19 protein-coding genes and 1 pseudogene are annotated in these 21233 nt (G+C 42.4%); 15 read left to right on the top strand and 5 right to left on the bottom strand.

Translation table 11 applies throughout. The features are described from left to right. Positions 1 to 349: 349 nt before the first annotated feature. From MHH50_RS26560 to MHH50_RS26500, 13 genes and pseudogenes are all read left to right on the top strand, one after another. Positions 350 to 1023, top strand: a pseudogene (locus MHH50_RS26560) (ABC transporter ATP-binding protein). Between the two features lie 158 nt (positions 1024 to 1181). Further along, entirely contained in the window at positions 1182 to 3536 is a 2355-nt protein-coding gene (locus MHH50_RS26555; protein WP_179086841.1) for an ABC transporter permease, read from the top strand. Positions 3537 to 3558: 22 nt separating this feature from the next. Next, complete coding sequence (locus tag MHH50_RS26550) at positions 3559 to 6072, top strand: ABC transporter permease (RefSeq protein ID WP_340033667.1); 2514 nt, start codon at positions 3559 to 3561, stop codon at positions 6070 to 6072. A 270-nt stretch (positions 6073 to 6342) separates the two neighbouring features. Then, the gene (locus tag MHH50_RS26545; protein ID WP_036685544.1) at positions 6343 to 6648 is read left to right on the top strand and encodes a hypothetical protein; all 306 of its coding nucleotides are present in this window, start codon (positions 6343 to 6345) and stop codon (positions 6646 to 6648) included. A 44-nt stretch (positions 6649 to 6692) separates the two neighbouring features. Continuing rightward, positions 6693 to 7370 (top strand): PspA/IM30 family protein, encoded by a 678-nt coding sequence (locus MHH50_RS26540; protein WP_036685541.1) that lies wholly within the window; start codon positions 6693 to 6695, stop codon positions 7368 to 7370. Between the two features lie 4 nt (positions 7371 to 7374). Next, on the top strand, positions 7375 to 7842 hold the full coding sequence (locus tag MHH50_RS26535) for a PspC domain-containing protein (protein WP_076184838.1): 468 nt from the start codon (positions 7375 to 7377) through the stop codon (positions 7840 to 7842). 3 nt (positions 7843 to 7845) lie between these two features. Further along, the gene (locus MHH50_RS26530) at positions 7846 to 8550 is read left to right on the top strand and encodes a PspA/IM30 family protein (RefSeq protein ID WP_036685540.1); all 705 of its coding nucleotides are present in this window, start codon (positions 7846 to 7848) and stop codon (positions 8548 to 8550) included. 197 nt (positions 8551 to 8747) lie between these two features. Beyond that, positions 8748 to 9395, top strand: coding sequence for a cell wall-active antibiotics response protein LiaF (liaF, locus tag MHH50_RS26525; RefSeq protein WP_036685537.1), 648 nt, complete (start codon positions 8748 to 8750; stop codon positions 9393 to 9395). 31 nt (positions 9396 to 9426) lie between these two features. Beyond that, positions 9427 to 10461: a sensor histidine kinase gene (locus tag MHH50_RS26520; protein ID WP_076130326.1), complete on the top strand. Its 1035-nt coding sequence runs from the start codon at positions 9427 to 9429 to the stop codon at positions 10459 to 10461. 18 nt (positions 10462 to 10479) lie between these two features. Next, entirely contained in the window at positions 10480 to 11133 is a 654-nt protein-coding gene (locus tag MHH50_RS26515; RefSeq protein WP_036685532.1) for a response regulator transcription factor, read from the top strand. Positions 11134 to 11326: 193 nt separating this feature from the next. Continuing rightward, complete coding sequence (locus tag MHH50_RS26510; protein WP_340033666.1) at positions 11327 to 12142, top strand: YwmB family TATA-box binding protein; 816 nt, start codon at positions 11327 to 11329, stop codon at positions 12140 to 12142. Between the two features lie 205 nt (positions 12143 to 12347). After that, complete coding sequence (gene zwf / locus MHH50_RS26505) at positions 12348 to 13898, top strand: glucose-6-phosphate dehydrogenase (RefSeq protein WP_036685526.1); 1551 nt, start codon at positions 12348 to 12350, stop codon at positions 13896 to 13898. Between the two features lie 556 nt (positions 13899 to 14454). Then, positions 14455 to 16053 carry a peptide chain release factor 3 gene (locus MHH50_RS26500; protein ID WP_076130309.1) on the top strand — a complete coding sequence of 533 codons (1599 nt, stop codon included), beginning with the start codon at positions 14455 to 14457 and terminating at the stop codon, positions 16051 to 16053. Positions 16054 to 16153: 100 nt separating this feature from the next. On the opposite strand, the gene MHH50_RS26495 is transcribed toward MHH50_RS26500, so the two are convergent. Continuing rightward, entirely contained in the window at positions 16154 to 16390 is a 237-nt protein-coding gene (locus MHH50_RS26495) for a small acid-soluble spore protein SspI (RefSeq protein ID WP_076130310.1), read from the bottom strand. Positions 16391 to 16624: 234 nt separating this feature from the next. Between MHH50_RS26495 and MHH50_RS26490 the strand changes: the two genes are divergently transcribed. After that, entirely contained in the window at positions 16625 to 17284 is a 660-nt protein-coding gene (locus tag MHH50_RS26490) for a TrkA family potassium uptake protein (protein WP_036685517.1), read from the top strand. A 41-nt stretch (positions 17285 to 17325) separates the two neighbouring features. Then, entirely contained in the window at positions 17326 to 18111 is a 786-nt protein-coding gene (locus MHH50_RS26485) for an RNA methyltransferase (protein ID WP_076280285.1), read from the top strand. Positions 18112 to 18292: 181 nt separating this feature from the next. On the opposite strand, the gene MHH50_RS26480 is transcribed toward MHH50_RS26485, so the two are convergent. The 4 genes from MHH50_RS26480 to MHH50_RS26465 are packed head-to-tail and all read right to left on the bottom strand — an operon-like array spanning position 18293 to position 21219. Next, positions 18293 to 18847, bottom strand: a complete 555-nt coding sequence (locus MHH50_RS26480) for a methyltransferase domain-containing protein (protein WP_081383349.1) — start codon at positions 18845 to 18847, stop codon at positions 18293 to 18295. A 6-nt stretch (positions 18848 to 18853) separates the two neighbouring features. Then, positions 18854 to 19888 carry a HAMP domain-containing sensor histidine kinase gene (locus MHH50_RS26475; protein ID WP_340034646.1) on the bottom strand — a complete coding sequence of 345 codons (1035 nt, stop codon included), beginning with the start codon at positions 19886 to 19888 and terminating at the stop codon, positions 18854 to 18856. A 55-nt stretch (positions 19889 to 19943) separates the two neighbouring features. After that, positions 19944 to 20624, bottom strand: coding sequence for a response regulator transcription factor (locus MHH50_RS26470; protein ID WP_036685458.1), 681 nt, complete (start codon positions 20622 to 20624; stop codon positions 19944 to 19946). 31 nt (positions 20625 to 20655) lie between these two features. Beyond that, entirely contained in the window at positions 20656 to 21219 is a 564-nt protein-coding gene (locus MHH50_RS26465) for a methyltransferase domain-containing protein (RefSeq protein ID WP_076144587.1), read from the bottom strand. Between the last annotated feature and the right edge of the window lie 14 nt (positions 21220 to 21233).

The raw sequence follows: 21233 nt of genomic DNA, 5'->3' as shown, positions 1-21233 counted from the left end.
GTAATTCTCCTTTGTTTCTTATTTGATCATTATACATTCTCGGGATTTATTCGAAAGCGAGATTTTTATTTAGTAGACAGTTGAAAGTGGACTTTTCTTTATAATCTTTAAAAATGTTTTATTGTATATTAAATGTAATTTTCTAGAACAAATAGTTAGTATAGTCCTCAAAAAAAACATTGTAAACGAATTTTTTTTATATAAAATAGTAAATTAATGGAATAAAGTGGATCTTGGAAAAAAATGTCGAAGCACACACTATTTATTCTAGTTATTGGTATTGCAAGAAATTTCACGACGGTATGACACATGAAGAATCAGATATTCTAAAGAAATAGAGGGGTTGTGCATGAGTATATTAAAAGCTAACGACTTGAGAAAGTATTACGGTAGTGAACCAAACCCTGTCAAAGCGTTGGATGGCATAACAATGAGTGTGGAGCAAGGTGAATTTGTGGCTATCGTTGGGACTTCCGGCAGCGGTAAGTCTACGAGTCTACGCTACTGCATATGCTCGGGGGCCTTGATAATCCTACCTCTGGCACCGTAGAAGTGAATGGGAAAGAACTGTCAAAGATGAACAGTGATCAGCTTACGATTTTTAGACGTAAAAATATCGGGTTCATTTTTCAAAATTATAATCTAATGCCGATACTTAATGTCTACGAGAATATCGTTCTGCCGATTGAACTTGATGGAAACAAGGTGGATAAGGAGTATGTGAACATCATTGTAAGGATGTTAGGACTGAAGGAGAAGCTGAATAATTTACCCAACAATTTGTCTGGGGGCCAACAACAGCGTGTAGCAATTGCAAGGGCTTTAGCGATGAAGCCCGCTATTATCCTTGCCGATGAGCCCACTGGAAATTTGGATAGTCAAACAAGTGAAGAGGTAATCAAGCTGCTGGAAATGACTAGTCACCAACTAAATCAAACAATCATTATGATTACACATAACAACGAAATTTCCTTGCGTGCTGATCGGATTCTCCGTATGGAGGATGGGAAAATCGTGGATTAGAGAGGGAAAAAATGTATAGAAATCATTCTTCATCCGTCATCCGAAAATTATTTCAGAGATACTATAAGGCAAACAAAACCAGAAATATTATATTGGCATGCGCCATCATTCTTACGACCATTCTGATTACAGCAGCTTGCAGCACATTTTACAGTTACTTGAAATTATCTAAACATCAAGAAATGAAAGAAACCGGGACAAGTGCTAATGTTATTTTGAGTCGTCCAACACAGAATCAATTAGATTTATTAAGTAAATTTGATATTTTAAAGCCTGAAATGAATATTCAAACCAAAATGGGATCACTTGTCAATAATAAGGGACAGGCTGGGATTGATATACAGATGATCAGTTCTACAAATTGGGAGGAATATAGCGGATCACTTGTAGATAATATGCAGGGTACCTATCCTGCTAAAGGCAATGAAATCATGATGTCAACATGGCTGTTGAATAGGTTGGGATACTCAAAGCCGCAGACTGGAATGGAGGTTTCATTGTCTGTTGCTATCAGTGATATTTCAAAAAACGGCGACGCAGAGGTTCAGAGCCTTCCCTTTACTCTGTCTGGATTCTATGAGGACACGGCAAATATCAATTCTGAAAACAATCGAATTGTCTTTTTTTCAGAAACATTTTTAAGAGAACATCCGCAGGAAGTGCCGAATCTTGTAGGGTTATTATTTAAAGATACCAGACATTATCACGATAAAATCGAGCAGATTCGAGCCTCCATTGATTTGGATGGAAATCAGCAGTTGATTCCTTCATATGACGGTAAATTGAATATGAATGTCAAGGATTCACTGGTTGCAGTAATAATGGTTTTGTTTTTTATGTTTGATGGATACCTTATTATTTTCAACGTTGCGTATATCTCTATTACTCGAGACGTACGATTTTATGGGCTGCTGAAAATGCTGGGAATGACTAGTGCGCAAATCAAGCAAATTGTCTATTACAGTGTTGCTAAAGTAGCCTTTTTTGCCCTGCCTGTGGGGATGCTGTTGGGATGGGGGCTTTCATTTTACGTAGTGCCGCTTGCCTTATCTTCGTATGAGGGTTTCTCATCCATAGATAGGCAAGTCAACTTATGGGTGTTGCTCTTGGCCCTATTTTTCTCAGCGTTAACTCTATTTTTAAGCTATAGAGCACCTGCAAAGAAGGCAGGGAGAATTTCTCCGATTGAAGCGTCGAAACATACTGATACACAATCCGGAAAACAAAAATCAAGAGGTAGACATGGCGCGAAAATACCGTATATGTCGTTAAAAAATATACTCCGTAGTAAAAAAAGATTGCTTTTTGTTGTGTTAACGCTCTTCTTAGGCAGCACTGCACTTGTGGTGCTTTCCACATTTCTAAAATCCTTCAGTGCGGAGGAATACATCAATGCAGAGGTTAAATACGACATTGCTATGTATAACCAAATGACCAGAGCCAGTTTTAATCCAACAGAGGAGCAGCACTTTACTCCTGAGTTGTTGTCGCAAATTTCCGCAGTAAACGGGATCCGTGAACTCGAACGAACGACGGTAGTATCTATTTTCCAGCATTATTCAGATAGTACTCATGGTGAGTGGCTGCGAAATTACAATGAATTTCGTGCAGGTGTGAATGAGGAACTCAGAGATAAAAAACATTATGAGGAAGATCCTAAAACTAACTTTTGGGGTTTATTGATCGGCATTGATGATAAAAAACTGGAGGAGTATAACCGTACTGCTAAGAACCCGATTAATTTAAGCGACTTTTCCAAAGGGAAGATAGCATTGGTAACTGATATTAATGGGAATGGCATTCCAATAGGTGTACAGATACCCTTTACGGTAATTGACAACAACAAGAGCTATAAGGTGAAAATTGGCGGTCAAATGACGTTTGAACGTGATGCTATGAATAGTGGTGCTGCTCCATGGCTAATTGTGTCAAATAATGTTATCAACAAATATCATTCTGATGCTGTGATTTACTCTATTAAGATTAATGCGCAAAAAGGAAAAGAACAGGATGTGTTGAATGAGGTCAAACTCCTTACAAGCGGAGACAGCAGCATTTCACGCACCTCAAAAATTGAACAGGCAAAAGCGTTTGCTGACTTAAAGCAGTCTTTTTCCAATCTTTCTATTGTTATCATTATCATTTTAAGCAGCATCGGTGTTTTGAATTTTATTAACACTATATTAGTAAGCATTGTATCCAGAAAACAGGAGTTTGCTGTTCTAGCATCTATTGGCGCGACGAAGAAGCAGATTAAATGGCTGATCACCTTTGAAGGAATCTGGTTTGCTCTAATTGCTTTTGTTCTTACATTAATAGTGGGTAGTGGCATTAGTTATCTGGTCTTTAATATATTGCATGAATATATAGGCTATGGAGTGTTTAGATATCCGGTTACCTCTTTAATCATATATTCGGGGGTTGTCTTGTTGATCTGTTCTATAATTCCTGGTTTGTTGTACAAATCTATTTCCCGTTCAAGTGTTATTGAACAGCTAAGACAAGCGGAATAATAATGCAAGGGAGGTGGGAACTTTGAAACACAATAGTGGAAAAACTATGAAAAAATTGGCAAAGCGCTCTCTTAAATCTAGCAAAAATTATTTTGCTATTCTGGCAATAGCCTTGGCTGCGATTATGTTCACCAGTGTATTTACTATTGCAGGGAGTTTGTTAGAGTCAATGAAAGACAACAAGATGAGAATCGCGGGGAGCAATGCTCATGGTGGATTTCATCAAATGTCTATGCCTGAGTATAAAAGAGTCTCTTCAGATTTAATGATTAAGGACATCTCCTATTCGGTTCTTATCGGTGATGCACAGGGGGCTGCCTTTTCTAAGTTACCTACAGAAGTGAGGTATGGTGAGGAAAAGTATGCAAAATGGGCGTATAGCTTACCACAGCTTGGAAACATGCCACAGCAAAAGAAAGACATAAGTGTAAGCACCTTGGTATTGGATGCGCTGGGTCTTCCCCATACATTAGGTCAATCTATTTCGTTAACCTTCAAAACAGATGAAAAAACAATAACAGATACCTTTACCGTTTGTGGAATTTGGGATGGAAATCCGCTCTCTTGGCGTCAAAATATTTGGCTTTCTCGTGAATATGCAGATTTAATAGCTCCTGTGGCAACTGAACCATGGAACAACCGTCCCAATGTGTACTCAGGCTATATCAACAGTCAATTTTGGTTTTCGAATACGTGGGATATTGAAACGAAATCTGAACAACTTGCCAGCAGAAGTGATTTTGATGGTCAAATAACTGTTAACGCTTCTTATGATATTCTAGGATCTGAACCTCAAAATATACTTCTAGGTTTCCTTGTAATCACAGTGATTTTCTTAGCTGGATATTTGTTAATCTACAATATATTCTATATTTCAATTGCACAAGAAATTAAATCTTATGGTTTATTAAAAGTCATTGGGACAACCTCAAAACAAATCAAAAGAATGGTTCGTTATAAGGCAATATATCTTGCTTGTATCGGTATTCCTTTTGGACTAGTGATAGGTTGGACGATCGGTCGTTTTCTTGTTCCGGCTATTATCGATATTTTTGGTGAAGATATGCGCGTCGTAACAAGTGTACACCCGCTTATTTTTGCTATTGCCGCTATATTCAGCCTCTGCACAGTGTTATTAAGTTGCTTAGGGCCAGCAAAGGTTGCATCAAGGGTTTCTCCAATAGAAGCTCTAAGTTATGTTGAAGGAAAACAGGCGGGAGAACTAAGAAGAAAAAAGAAAAAAGCTCAACCAATAACATCCGTTCGTCTAGCAATGGCTAATTTAAAGAGGAACCCCCGAAAAGTGATCATCGTCACGCTTTCTTTTACACTTAGTTTGGTTATTCTTAATAGTACTTATGGTCTTGTGCATTCTTTTGATTTTAATAAGTTCATTGAGTTTCAGTCTGTTTCGGACTTTACGGTTGCTGATACTTCGATCATAAATAATTCGCCTCCATTTGATACTTCCGGTGTAAGCAATGAGTTCATAAAACAAGTAGAGTCATTGGACGGGCTTGAAAATAGCGGTAATGTTTATGTACTCCCTTTAACACAAAATTTAAGTGATCAGGCAATGTCTGCGCTGAAAAGAGAAGTCGGCTTGATGAATGAAAAGGACCAAGAGGAATTTCTGAGTTCTCAGGAAATGGTGAAACGGAGATCAATAGTGAATACATTTGGTTTCAGTGAGTGGCCGGCACAGATGATTCAAGTAAAGGAAGGAGCTTTGGATCAAAAACGCTGGGAGAACGGAGAGGGAATCTATGTTACTAACTGTAAGAAATTCCTAGATGGTACAAGCAGCATTTATCATCCGGGAGATAAAGTTAAAGTGAGTTTTGGAAACGAAAAGGAAAAGGAATATGAAGTGCTTGCCATTGTTGATTTTCCGGGAGCTATTCACTCAGTGGCATATTATGATATAGGATTAGAGTATTTGTTGCCTTCGGATGAACTGCTTGCCCATGCAGATTCTATGCTGCCAATGTATACAATCTTTAACGTAGATGATGAACATTTAACTCAGACAGAAAAATGGCTGGAGGACTATTGCTTACATACGGATACCGGATTGGATTTCTATTCGAAGAATACTTCTAGAGAAACCTTTCGTAGTTTAATCTTTATGTATGAGGTGGTAGGAGGTGCATTTTGTATTCTGCTAGGTGTTATTGGGATTCTGAATTTCATAAATTCCATGCAAACTTCTATTTTAACCAGAAAACGAGAAATTGCCATGCTGCAATCAATAGCCATGACGGATAAGCAGGTAAAAGAAATGCTTATCTTTGAGGGGGTCGGGTATGCCTTCCTAGGGCTGATGTTTTCGATTGTGCTAGGAAGCTTGGCAAATACTACCCTAGTACCCGCAATGGGAGCAGAACTTGATTATTTTACTTGGACTTTTACATTAACCCCTATTTTACTTAGTATAATCCCCTTTATGCTGGTCTCTATTGTAGTACCCGTTTTGTGTTACCACAGCATATCTAAGAAGACTATTATTGAAAGATTACGGAGCGAGGTTTTTTGATAAAGAGCCACATAGTTAACCCTAAAGGAAAGTTCAAAAGGGCATCACCTATATAGGGTGGTGTCCTTTCAATTTTTGATGGGTAGCATTCCCATTTATATGTGCAAAGGTTGGTTATGAGCTACAACTAGCCCAACAGTGGTCTGTAGTCGTACAGCTACCTCGACTAAGGTCCAGTACGAAAAACCGTCGTTGGTCTGTTTTGAAAGTCTGCGATTTACCCTAGAATAAGGCTATAAGGTTAAGGACAACGAAAGGCGGTGAGAAAAAATGCAAAGAAGACAAGGAAACGGATTAGCGGTTGTACTGATTGTGATTGGTGCGGTTATGCTGCTCGGCATTGCGCTTCCTCTGATCCACGGAATGTTCAGATTACTTTTCCCGGTATTGCTGGTTGTTCTCGGGTACTACGGGATTAAGAGCGGACGCAAGATTATTGGTTGGGTACTGATGTTCATTGGTGTGATGTCCCTGATCGCGAAGCTTTCCTGGATCATTGGACCACTTCTAGGAGTGGCGTTGATCGTCTGGGGCGTATCAGCATTAAAGGGCAGAAGTAACAATGGTACTTATTAAGAAGCAATGTACTTAAACAAGAAGCAGGGAGGGAGCAGGAGATCATGAGTGTTTTTCGTCGCATGAGGGATATTACTGTAGCTAATCTAAACGAACGTCTGGAGCAAAGCCAAGATCCCGTGAAACTAATTGATCAATTTCTACATTCAACCCGTGAGGAAATCAGTGAAGCTGAAAGGCTGTACCAGCAATATGCTTCCCACACGAAGCAATTGCAGCAGCAAGTGAACCAAGCAACTGCCATGAGAAACAAACGTGAAGAGCAGGCGTTGTTGGCACTGAAAGCAGGCGAGGATCATCTCGCGAAGCTGGCTTTACAAGAAAAGATCATTCACGAGGAAAAACTGGAGCAATATAGCGGGCTGCTAGAACAGAGCAAGCAATCCTTGTTTGAACTTGAAGCACAGCTGAATGAGCTGAAAATAGAGTATCAAACGGTGTACAGCAAACGTCAGTATTATTCGGCACGAATGGAGTCGCTGCGATTGCAGCAACGGATGAATCAAAGAGCCAGTGCTTATGGCAATGGTGGTGATGTTCCCAAAATGTTCGGACGTCTGGAAGATCAGATGTCGGATTGGGAATTAGAAGCAAAGAGCTTGCGTGATTTGCGGCGCATGGGACAGGAATATGCGGTGCAAGCGGGTGAGACCGTAGCGACCGTACTCGAAAGAGAAATGGCTCGCCTAAAGGAGAAACTGAACAATGGTGGAAAGGAGTAGCGCTATGAGTCGATTGTATCGTTCAACAAGAGATAAAGTGATGACGGGTCTTGCAGGTGGATTATCTGAGACACTCGGTATTGATTCCACGTTATTCCGGATTCTATTACTGGTCAGCATTCCGTTTACAGGTGGTGCGGTGATTCCGGTATACTTCATTGCAGCAATGGTCATTCCTAAGGAACCGACGCATTATAATCCATTTGGACCAGGGCCTGGGGCACCGGGTGGCCCATTCGGCGGACCCTACTCAGGCAGACCGGAACATGGACACGGACCACAAGCTACTGGCGGATATGGACCTTATGGACGCCAGCCAAATTACAATCCTAATTTTGAGAAGAACAACGCTTATTCCGCACCGGACTCCGGTTTGGATGCGATGATGAAGGATATTGAGAAGAAGGCTTTGCAAAAAGAAGTAGAAGAACTCAAACAAAAACTGTCTAAATATGAGAAAGGGGAATTGTAAATCATGGGAGTATTTCAAAGAATTAAAGATATGACAAAAGCGTCGGTAAATGACTTGTTGGATAAGGTAGAGGACCCAATCGTAATGCTTAACCAATATCTGCGCGATATGGAGGCTGAAATTCACGAAGCAGAAGTAACAGTTGCTAAACAAATGGCTAACGAACGCCGTATGAAGCAACGTGTGGAAGAAGCAGCAAAAATGTCTGCACAACGTGGATCACAAGCTGAACTGGCACTGAAAAATGGCCAAGAAGAAGTAACTCGCAAGCTGTTGGAAGAAAAAATCTACTTTGACCAAAAGCAAGTGGAGTACAGTGATCTTCACGCACAAGCTGAAGTACACGCTAAGGAATTAGTGCAACAACTGCATGACATGAAGGATGAGTTCTACAAGCTGCGCAACAAACGTAACGAGCTTGTATCCCGTGCTCAAATGGCTAAAGCTAAAAAACAAATGTCGCAAATCAGCAGCGTGCATTCCATTGAAAGTGGCAGTGCATCACTCGGATTCCACCGGATGGAAGAGAAAATTATGCAGCTTGAGGCTGAAGCAGATGTAATGCGTGCACCTTACAGCCCATCCGCTGCTTATAGCAAACCCGTTGATGTTGAGAAGCAACTGAAAGTGGATGAGCAATTGGCACTACTGAAAAACAAGCTGAATGATACACCCGCGGCTCCTTCTCTAAACAAAAAAGAACAATAAATCCTGTTCCTAAAACTTGGACGGATATGATATGCTGGACAAGAAGAAGCCATACGGTATGGATCTCCATACCGATATGGCTTTTATAGCGGCTAGCTATAATATTTAACGGTGATAATATTCCTCATCATAGTGACGGATATCTAACCGATAGTATAAAATGAGTTTTGCTTCGCAAAACTTTTAGGAGGTGCGAAATGGATAAACGAAACCGTTTGATTGCCATCGGACTGATTGCTGTTGGCTGCATGATGATTTTTGGTAGATGGCTCGGCTTTTTCTCCATTGTCGCGCTTCTGTTCCTGCTGCTGGGAGTCTACCGTACGACATCAGGCAAAGTAAAGCAGGGCTATAAACTGCTCGGGATAGGTGCTGTATTGCTTTTGCTGGACCATTTGGTGCTCGTGCTGGGGATTTGTTTAATCTCACTTGGGATGTTTTTTACCAAATCCAAAAGAGTACAGCGCAAGGAAGGGTTTATGCAGAAGCAGAACTTTTCATCCAGATTTGACTGGGACCGCTCACCTTGGGTGATGCACAGCCTTAGCTCTTGGCATGTACTGGGTGAGGCCGATGTGGATCTTTCATTAGCTATGGCGGATCATAAGGAAACGGTCATGCTGTTTCAAGGGATTTTTGGCGATATGGACATTAACCTGTCCGATGATTACGGCGTGGAAATTGAAGCTTTTGTGCTCTTTGGGTCCATTGAATTCGGCAACCAGCGAGATACAGGGATGTTGAACCGTCTGAATTGGAAATCAGCTAATTATGACAGCAGTGAATACAAAGTGAAATTTAGTGTTTCTTATTTAATGGGAGATCTAGATGTACGATTATCCTGAAAAGCTTGATAGAGAAGGGAGAGTCCCCCGCATGGAAAAAAAGAACAAAAACATGATATCACGCAGCATGGGTGAGGGGGCTCTGTTCTCTTTGGTCATGCTGCTTGTGATAATGTATGTCATGTATACATATGGCTATTTGAAGCCTTTTGAAAGCTGGAAATTTGGCGTGCGGACAGCCGTCACTCTAATTCTTCTGCCTATGGGCTTTGGGATTGGTTATGGCTTTTATCAGAGCTTTCGTGTGAAGCGGCAGTTGGAACGTCTTAGGCAGACCCTCGTATTATGGGAAAAGGGAAATTTGACGCTGTCCATGCCGGATCTAGGTGATGATGAGCTGGGAAGGCTCGGAGAACAGCTTGGCCGGATTAGCGGCAAATGGGAGAATCAAGTGACGACGCTGCAGCGGTTGTCCACGAATAACGCGAAGCTTGCGGAGCAGGCGCGGGTATCTGCTATTATGGAGGAACGGCAGCGGCTTGCGCGTGAACTGCACGACGCTGTTTCCCAGCAGCTATTTGCAATCTCCATGACTGCCACGGCGGTGGGCCGGACCTTGGAGAAGGATTTCGATAAAGCCCAGCGGCAAATTGCGCTTATAGAAGAAATGTCTGCCGTAGCCCAATCGGAGATGAGGGCATTGCTGCTGCATTTGAGACCTGTTTATTTGGAAGGAAAGGGCCTCGAACAAGGTCTGCAGGAATTGATCAAGGAGCTTAAGATCAAGGTTCCAATCGAAATTGTATTTGAAATGGACCCTGATGTGCAGCTGTTAAAAGGGGTAGAGAATCACTTGTTCCGTATCGTCCAAGAGGCGATTTCTAATACACTTCGTCATGCGAAAGCAGAAAAAATGGAAATCCGGCTGCATAGACGGGGAGATACAGTTCGCTTGACGTTGCGTGATGATGGGATCGGCTTTGAGATGGACGACACCAAACAAGCTTCCTATGGTTTGTCGAACATGCAGGAGCGGATTAATGAAATCGGAGGCTCCATTCAGTTCATTACCGCTCCGGGTAAAGGAATGCGTATTGAAATTACCGTTCCGTTAGTCAATGAATAATAGGAGGAAAGAGTAACCATGGAGATGGAGGAAGCAATTAAAGTACTACTCGTAGATGATCATGAAATGGTACGGATCGGGCTAGCAGCAGTTTTAGGTACCGAGGATGGAATTGAGGTCGTAGGTGAAGCTGGAAGTGGAGAAGAAGGCATTCGGCTGGCTCAGGAGTACAATCCCGATGTGGTCTTAATGGATCTCGTAATGGATGGGATGGATGGCATAGAAACGACTAAACAGCTGATGAAGCAGTACCCAGAGATCAAAGTTATTGTTCTTACAAGCTATTTGGACGATGAAAAGATGTATCCTGTTATTGAAGCGGGCGCTTTTAGTTACCTGCTGAAGACTTCGCGGGCTAGTGAAGTGGCGGATGCGATCCGCGCTGCGGCAAGAGGACAGTCCGTGCTTGAGTCACAGGTGGCCTCTAAAATGATGAACCGTTTTAGAAACAATGCAAAAGGAGAATCACCTGCTTATAAAGAGCTTACGGAGCGCGAGATGGAAGTATTACGTCTGTTGGCGCAAGGTAAATCCAATCAGGATATTGCCGATCAACTAATTATTGGAATCAAAACTGTGAAATTTCATGTGACGAATATTCTCGCGAAGCTGGGCGTGGAAGACCGGACCCAAGCAGCAATTTATGCATATAAAAATGGACTAGCTGAATAACAATAAAGGACTGAAGCCTCTGCTTCAGTCCTTTTTATTGTACAAGAAAGTGTGTTTTGGGGCTCCCGCAAAGTACTTGAGTACGCATCGAAGTATAAACCCTCACTTGGTGGGGATATTTCAGGTATAGAATCTCCTAATTCGAACATACTGTCTAGTAGATTGCTAGAGAGGTTCGAAGGGAGAATGACATATGCGGAAGATGAAGCTGAACAACGGAACAAAAAAAAGGACTTTTTTTATAATGATAATCGTGTGCTGCGCTGCGGCTCTGCTAGTTAATCTGCAAAGTGTTAAAGCGAATTCAACCGTTCTTGATGAGGGCGTTAACCAAGCTTCAACAGGAGCCGAACTGAATCATGCTCTTGTGAGCTTAATTGATCTCGGAAAAGAAACAACCGTTTCTGATTCACCGCTGCGTTTAGTGTTAAAGTGGCAGGGAGAAAGCAGCAATTACGCGGATCTGTCTGCCGAAGTTGCTAAGCTAAGCACAAGTCTCGGATTGAATGTACCGTCAGGTACTGAGGAAGATGGACATATGACGTATCGTACAGAAGCTGTAAAACCATATGAATCGCGGCTCTCCTTATTTTGGAGTGAGCTTAGCGAAGGCAACAGTTATGTGATTGTAACGTTAGAAGCGGCTGATCTGCAAAATGAAGCCAGCTTTCAAGCGGCTGCTCGTGAAGTAAGTATGATTCTTGAACAGAATAAAATTAAGGCGGAATGGAATGTATCCCTTCAAGGAAGCGCGCAAGAACAGGGAGCACCTGAAAAAGTTCTAGCACAGACGGAGTCATTGATGCATGACCGGTTTGAAGCTATGACCGGAGGAGAAAGCTACAAGGATATCTCAACGGTTAGCCGTACGTATTCGATTCCTAATTTGAATCGCTTCGTGATGAGTGGAAATCAGTCAGTTTCTGCCCAAATCGCAGTGCATCATGAAGATCAGAAGGGGACAAACCGCGTAACTATAGGCTTTCCTTTAATAACCATCGAATATTGACATTTTTCTCTTATATAAGCGCAGATATAGTTAATAATAAGAAATATTAATTGAAATTTGCGAAATCCCGAGAGTATTTGTCAGGAATGTGATAGCATCCTTTTTAGGAATATGCTAAAATGACATAACGTCGTTATTCACCTTATGTTAGTACCGACGCTGAGCATGTCAATAAACTATATTACATACAGAAAGATGAGGAGCCATGGCTGAAAATCAAACCCTTGATGCACTGCACACACCCGGTGCTGTCTTTTTTATCTTTGGGGCAACCGGAGACTTAGCCCGGCGTAAGCTTTTCCCGGCGATTTACAGCTTGTACCGTGAAGGTAAGCTGGCACAAGATTTTGCGGTAATTGGCGTGGCGCGGCGCCCGCGTACTCAGGAAGAATTTAGAAGTGATGTGAAGGAATCCATCCTTGAATTCTGCCGTTACAAAGCGGGAGAAGAAAGCGAATGGAATGAGTTTGTTCAGCATTTCGAATACAAATCTCTGGACATTAACAATATTGATGGTTTCCGCGAGTTAAGAGCACAAACTGAAGTTCTTGAAGAGAAATTCAGTATTCCGGGCAATCGGATGTTCTATCTTGCGCTGGCGCCTGAATTGTTCGGCAGTGTCTCCTTCAATCTTAAAGCTGGCGGGATGCTGGATAGTACGGGTTGGAATCGCCTCGTAATTGAGAAGCCTTTTGGTTATAATCTGGAGTCGGCTGAACAGCTGAACGAACAGATTCGTCAGGTCTTCAAAGAAGAGGAAATTTACCGGATTGACCACTATCTTGGTAAAGAAATGGTACAGAATATCGAAGTGATTCGTTTTGCTAATGCTTTTTTCGAACCGCTCTGGAATAATAAACATATTGCCAATATTCAAATTACACTTGGCGAAACCGTAGGTGTAGAAGAACGCGGTGGTTACTATGACCATGCGGGAGCCTTACGGGACATGGGCCAGAATCATATACTGCAACTGCTGACTATGATTGCTATGGAACCACCAAGCCGTCTGCTCGCAGAAGATATTCGGGATGAGAAAGTGAAGGTACTTCGTTCCCTTCGTCCTTATGCGACATCTGATGAGGTGCGTGAGAATGTCGTAAGAGCACAATATATTCAAGGCTTACACCAAGGCAAAACCCTTCCTGCTTACCGTCAGGAAGATAAGGTTGACCCTGAGTCGAATACAGAGACGTATTTTGCTGCCCGTGTATTTGTAGATAACTTCCGCTGGGCTGGAGTTCCTTTCTACATCCGTACAGGTAAACGTCTCCCAGTGAAGACGACGGAAGTGGTAGTTGAGTTCAAAGGTATGCCAACCAACGTTTATTTGGGACAAAAGCATAAACTTGAGCCTAACCTCCTTGTAATCCGTGTGAACCCAATGGAAGGCATTTATGTAAAGATTAATGCCAAGAAACCAGGTTCAGAGTCTGAGATTCAACCGCTGGCTATGGACTTCTGTCAGAGCTGCCTGGTTGGAATCAATTCTCCGGAAGCATATGAGCGCTTGTTACATGATGCCGCACGCGGCGATTCCACTTATTTCACTCGTTGGGATGAGGTATCCTCGGCATGGTCATTCGTGGATCGTATTGCGAAAGCATGGAGCGAAGAGTCTAGCGACTTATCTTCTTATCCTGCTGGCTCTTGGGGTCCAGTGGAAGCAGATGAACTGCTTGCTAAAGAAGGTTTCCATTGGTGGCCTGTAAACGGCCAAGATGAAGATAATGTGGTTTGGCTGAAGAATAACTAAACCTTGAGTTAATGCTATCTCCCTGCAGAGGATGCAGGGAGATTTTTTGTAATGCTAAGATCTAAAAGATCGGACTTCAGGCGGTATTTAGGGGATCTGGGCACTGTTCTAATAACTGCACTTTGTACAATTAAAATCGCTTATCTCGTTGTGATTAGTTTTTTAGATGTATTTTCTGCAACTATAATCACCGGATAAGGCGGAAAAGCGTGCACAACTTATTTTTAATTGCATCAAATGCAACTAAAGGCTAATGAAAATGCTAATACTTCAAGTAAGTGTAGGAAATACATCTATTTTCTTGAGCGATGATATGTGGGGATCATAATCCAGACCATTTGGGAGATATTTTGCGGCACGCGCTTTTTAGTAGATAATGTCTGCCGGATTTTGATATACTTTAGAGGATGCTTTCACTTGAAGCGGACTGGAGCTAGACCTAAGAGCTATTCATTCAGAAATGAAGGGGTATGAACAATGAGCAGAGCACCGATTTGATGAACCCCAGTGTAATTGAAGCAGAAGCAGGAATTTTATATATGAAGGGATATGCGTAATGAACAAAGCAATAGATCAGAAGCTGCAAAAGGAAGTGGATAGACGCAGAACCTTTGCGATCATTTCCCACCCGGATGCGGGTAAAACAACTTTAACGGAGAAACTGCTGTTATTCGGTGGCGCGATCCGTCTGGCGGGAACGGTTAAGGCCCGTAAAGCGAATAAACATGCGACGAGTGACTGGATGGAAATTGAGAAGCAGCGGGGGATTTCTGTAACGTCTTCCGTGATGCAGTTTGATTATTTGAATCATCGCGTGAACATTTTGGATACACCGGGTCACCAAGACTTCAGTGAGGACACCTACCGTACCCTAACTGCAGCGGATAGTGCGGTCATGCTTATTGACGTGGCAAAAGGTGTGGAAGCCCAAACCACTAAACTGTTTCAAGTATGTGCTAAACGGGGCATTCCGATCTTTACCTTTATTAACAAGCTGGACCGTGAAGGACGTAGCCCGTTTGATCTGATGGAAGAGCTGGAGCAGGTTCTTGGTATTCGTTCTGTGCCAATGAACTGGCCGATCGGTAGCGGACGTGAGCTATGCGGCGTGTATGACCGGATGAAAAATCAGGTAGAGCTGTTCCAAGGTGACGATCATTCCGTAATCAAGGTTCAAAAGGTTGACGGATACCGTGATCCAATCATTCGTGAAATGGCTGGAGAGTATCTGCATGATCAACTGTGTCAGGATCTGGAGCTGCTGGATGTAGCAGGCGATGCTTTTGACTATGAAAAAGTATTAAGTGGTGAACTCACACCTGTGTTCTTTGGCAGTGCGATCAACAATTTTGGTGTACAGACTTTCCTCGATAATTTCTTGGATCTGGCACCGAAGCCTGAACCACGCCGCAGTACTATAGGGGTAGTAGAACCAACGAATGAGAAATTCACTGGTTATGTGTTCAAAATTCAAGCGAACATGAACCCGGCTCACCGTGACCGGATTGCTTTCCTGCGTATTGTGTCCGGGAAATTCGAACGGGGTATGAGCGTGAAGCATGTACGTGCCGGTAAAGATATCAAGCTGGCGCAACCACAGCAATTTTTGGCGCAAGACCGCGATATCGTAGAGGAAGCTTATCCGGGAGATATCATCGGTCTGTTTGATCCAGGTATTTTTAGAATTGGTGATACCTTGAGCCAAGCAGGAGATATGGAATTCGATGAGCTGCCAACGTTCTCACCAGAGATTTTTGCTAAAGTGAGTATAAAAAATGCATTGAAATCAAAGCAGTTCCAGAAGGGTGTCGATCAGCTGACTGAAGAGGGCATGATCCAGGTGTTCCGCACGGTCAACTTTGACGATATTTTGCTTGGTGTAGTTGGACAACTGCAGTTTGAAGTGTTTGAGTACCGCATGAAGGGTGAATATGGTGTGGATGTTCAGTTGCAGAGAATGCCATACCAGTTTGCACGTTGGATTGTAGATGATACTAAGCCGGATGCGAGCAAATTCAGAATCAACTCAACGTTGGTGACGGATAAGAAGGGCAATTTTGTCGTGTTGTTCGAGAACGAATATGCTATGCGGACAGCGATGGATAAGAACCCGACAGCTAAATTCCTGGAAATGGCTCCAAAAGCATTACTATAATTAGGACGCTATAACTTTCTGAATGTAATAATAAAACCTCCGCCTCCATAGGTGAAGTTACACCATGGTGAGCGGAGGTTTTTGACTAGTTGCGGTCAGTTTACGATGTGATATCCCCAGGGGTAATAGTCTCCAGGTGATCATGTAGCATGGTAACCAACCTATCTTGCTTAGCGGGATCTAAATCCTTCCAGATCATTTCGAACACGGCGCCAAGTCCCGGGAGTGCTGCCTCCGGACCATCCACAGAGCCTTCAATCATATGACGTAAATCCTCTTCAGATTGACCGTGCACTTTATGAATAATCGCCTGGCGCAAGTCAATGGTAACGGGCATAATGTACCTCCTTTTTTGAAAATATAGTGATATTGACCTCGTTATAATGTGCCCTGCAAAGGTGCTGGAAATTCAAGTTTTTGTCCAAATATAAGATAGTATAAGTTTGACACATATATATCATCCTTATATTCCTACGAGAAACGGTTGTCATCCATAAGGACGGCAATGACGTTTCTTCTTGGCTTATGCTATACTGTTTGAGATATAGAATGCTACGGGAGGTACATAGACATGGCCAAAAAACAATATGCCGTCATCGGTATGGGGCGTTTCGGATCTAGTGTTGCTAAGGCGCTCAGCGGCATGGGGTTTGATGTACTTGCGATTGATGCTGACGAGCAGCGAACACAGGAAATTTCAAGTATTGTAACTCATGCCGTATCTGCAGATTCCACGGATGAGGAGGCGCTGCGTGCCCTTGGTATTCGCAATTTTGATGTGGTGGTTGTAGCCATTGGCGAGGACATACAAGCTAGCATCCTGACAACACTTATCCTAAAAGACCTGGGTGTGCCTGCAATTCTGGCAAAAGCCAAAGGTGAACTGCACGGCAAAGTATTAAGCAAAATTGGTGCGGACAAGGTGATTTATCCTGAACGGGATATGGGAATGCGGGTTGCGCATCATCTTGCTTCGCCTAATATATTGGATTATATTGAGCTGTCGCCGGACTACAGTATTCTGGATATGAAGGTATCCGGACCGATGCTCGGAAAAAATCTACAGGAGCTCGACATCCGCGCAAGATTTGGCTGCAACGTAATGGCCATTCGCCAAGGTGAAGAAATGAACATCTCTCCCCGTGCAGAGGATCGCCTGATCGATGGCGATATCCTTGTTATTGTTGGGCATAAGGATAATTTGACGAAGCTGGAGATGGCGTATCAGTAGGAACAAAGAATAAATGGCAAGGCAGAAGAAAGGAAGACTTTATGGAAATCATGTCTCCGCAAAATACGCGGGTTAAAGAGTGGGCCGGGTTACAGGAGAAAAAGCATCGTGACAAGGCTCGTAAATATATCGTAGAGGGCGTTCATCTGGTTCAAGAAGCACTGCTGGCTGAAGCAGATGTGGAATGCCTAGCTTATGACCTCGACAAAGGAATGCCTGCTGAACTTAAGGGGCTGCTTCAGGCCGTTCAGGGAATGGAAGTGATTGGCGTTTCGGCGGCGATCATCTCAAAATGCAGCAGCACCAATACGCCGCAGCCGGTGTTCGCCATCGTGCGGAAGGAACAGCAGGCTGTAGAAGCTATCCTAGCGAAGAAGGATAGCCTTGTGGTTGTGCTGGACGGCGTGCAGGATCCCGGCAATGTTGGCACCATCATCCGCAGTGCGGATGCAGCGGGAGCAGACGGAGTGATCCTCGGACAAGGCTGTGCCGACCTCTATAATCCGAAGACCATCCGGTCCACGATGGGCTCGATGTTCCATCTTCCGGTGGTGGAGGGAGAGTTAAGTGAGATTTTGCCACAGGCCCGGGAAAATGGGGCGCTGCTGGTGAGCACTTCGCTGCAGGGCGAAGAATCGTGCTATGAGCACAATTTCCACGGCAGCCAGTGGCTGCTGATCGGCAGCGAAGGCAAAGGCATCTCGCCGGAAACGGCGCGACTCGTGGACAAGAGTATCATCATCCCGATGGCAGGCCGCGCGGAATCGCTGAACGCCGCAATGGCGGCGACGATTTTGCTGTTTGAGGGAATGAGACAGCGGGGATAAATTATCACCGTTTGTAACGTAGTTTTCTCACACTAAATCCAGTCCTGATGATCAAGATAATCTTGATCATCAGGACTTTTTTATAATCCTGCAACAGTATTGGCTGCATATTGGCCTGGTCATTTCCATTCTCAATACTTATACATTCTTTAGAAATTACTGTTTTCCGAATATTCATCTGTCATTCTTTTTTACGACAAATATATACGAATGTTGGAGGGAAAGTGTAAGGCACAAATTCAATTTTCTCAATAAGTAGTTGTTTAGCCCATCTTTTTTTCATGTGCAGCGAGTGCTGATATGCAACTAAAATTCCGCCTGGTTTAAGTGACTTAACAATCTGATGTAGGATTTTGTCACGCATTTCAATTGAAAAATTAAAAAATGGTAATCCGCAAATTATGCAATCTAACTCACGGATGCCTTCCTGGTTCAATTTCTTGAGTAAGTAGCTGGCGTTGGAATGGAAAATGCATTCCGGATAAATTGCTTTTAAGTGTTCTCTCATTTTTTTATTCCGCTCAAACAAAAGCACTTTTGTAGAATTCGTTAATTGTGATGTCATGAGATGTGTAATAGCACCTGTACCAGCTCCAAGTTCTGCAACGGCATTTACATTATGCCATTGTACAGACTGGACTATTTTATTGGCTAATAATTGCGAACTGGGTAGAATATTTCCTACCCGCTTTGGATCTTTGAGGAAGCCTTGTAAGAAAAGTAAGTATTCAGACATAATCAATTAGCAATCCTCTCCGAAAGGCAATCTCAGTTGGAATGTGAAGACGTCATGAGTGTGTTTAAGCGTTAAAGTACCCTTGTGCAACTCAGCAATATTCCTAGCTATCGAAAGACCAAGTCCTGCTCCGGTTTGAATTCCCTGGCTTTTTCTTGAGTGGTCAACCTTATAAAATCGGTCAAATAGACGGTTTTCTTGATCCTGTGAGAGGGGAGTTCCTTTATTTTCAATCTCAATGGTACAGTGTACAGAATCAGTTGTAATTCGTATGCTAATGCTTCCCGGGCTGATGGAATATTTTAAGGCGTTCATAAGTAGATTATCTATGGCTCTGGCTATTTTCTCACTGTCGATTAAGGTGATGATTGGACTCTTATCTATATCTTTTATAAGGTGGACATTGTTTTCTTGAGCGATCGGTTCGAATTCGAATAACAATTGATTCAAAAGCTGCGACAAATCGATTCTCTCCAGATTTAAACGGGAATCCACCGAATTAAGTCGGGTATATTCAAACAAATCATCGAGGAGTTTCTTCAAATGAAGCGCCTTGTTATAGGTGTTTTGAATAAAACGTGTGTATTCTTTTTTATCTTGGTACGATTCTGTACGTAAAAGCTCAATATACCCGATAATACTTGTAAGAGGGGTGCGTAAGTCGTGTGAAATCCCCGTGATCATCTCCATCTTGGATTTTTCTATTTCGCGTTCCTTGATGATCTGTTGCTCTAAGCGCTCTGCCATCCGGTTGATGTTCAAAGCCACCAGTCCTAGTTCATCTCGGCGCACAACATTTACCCGATAACTCAAATTACCTTCGGATATAATCTGAAGTCCTTGTTCCAGCACAATTAAATCTTTGACGATTCGCCGGGTCAATGTAAAAAATGTAATAACGAATATAATGAAAAACATCGGAGTAAGAAGGTAGGCAAGAAAATTGAACACCCAATCCAATTTTGTTGCATTTCCAAAATGAAAGAACAAGATGCTAAGTGAGGTATTTATCGCAATGGTAATTATGAAACTCAACACCATCCTGATTAAGATATTGGATTGAATGCGTTTATTTATTTGTAGATTTCGTATGATTTTAATCAACTTTGTAACCAACTCCCCAGACTGTCTTAATATACAGAGGTTCTCTTGGATTTTCCTCTAATTTTTCTCTTAAGTTACGAATATGAACCATTACGGTATTGTCAGAATATCCGTAAGGCTCTTTCCATACACTCTCGTAAATTTGCTCCGAACTATAAACTTGCCCAGGCCGGCTTGCAAGCAGGGTTAAAATCGCAAACTCTAGTGGAGTTAATGAAACTTCAATTCCATTTAACTTTACGGAATGTTTATTTTTATCTATGATCAGGTTTTTAATTATAAGCAGAGAGTTGAATTCTTCCTTTCCAATTAAGGACTGACGCCGTAACTGAGCTTTTACACGGGCCAGTAGTTCCAGTGGATTAAACGGTTTGATCATGTAATCATCTGCCCCGGTAGTTAGACCTGTGATTTTATCAATGTCCTCTTGCTTGGCTGAGAGCATAATAATTGGGATATTTGATATTTCCCTAATTTTGAGACAGGCTGTGATACCGTCCATTTGAGGCATCATGACATCCAGGATAACCAGTTGAATGGATGTTGTTTGTATTGTACTCAACGCCTCTTGACCATCTGCAGCTTCAAGCACTTGGTAACCTTCATTTCTTAAGTAAACATGAATCACATCTCGAATTTCAGAATCATCATCTGCAACAAGAATTGTATTCAATGGAAGCTGCCCCTCTTCTATAGTTATTTTATTATGTTTCCCTTTTACGACAGACGTAGACGAAAGCGGGAGGGAAATTAAATGGCACATATTTTATTGTATCAATATTAAAATATTCGGAGAGTTGCTTCTTCATTTGAAGTGAATACTGAAAGGCAATAAATAATCCCTCAGGTTTAAGGGATTGGTAGATCTGTTCAACCAATGTATTTCTTAATTCGGGCTCAAAATTGAAAAAGGGCAGCCCACTAAAAATACAATCCAACTGATGAATATGTGAACTTTTAATTGTTTCTACTAAACTAGCAGCATTATGATAACAGGAAAAGTCCGGATAGCTTGTCTTCAGGTTATGCCTCATGGTTTTATCCATCTCAAATAGTAACACTTTCGTTGTACTAGTTACCTTAGTATTGATTACACGGGTGATTGCACCTGTACCTGATCCAAGTTCAGCGACTGCTTTAACTTCATGCCAAGGGGCTTGGTTAACCATGCTGTGTGCCAGAAACCGGGAACTCGGGGTAACACTGCCTACCTGTTTTGGATCATGAATAAAACTTCTTAAAAATAAGAGTTTTTCATTGAAGCTCATTCGGAATTCCTCCA

Source organism: Paenibacillus sp. FSL H3-0302, assembly GCF_037982245.1.
Classification (GTDB): domain Bacteria; phylum Bacillota; class Bacilli; order Paenibacillales; family Paenibacillaceae; genus Paenibacillus_AQ; species Paenibacillus_AQ odorifer.
Note: the sequence above shows the minus strand (reverse complement) of the source record. Positions and strands in the feature narration are given on the sequence as shown.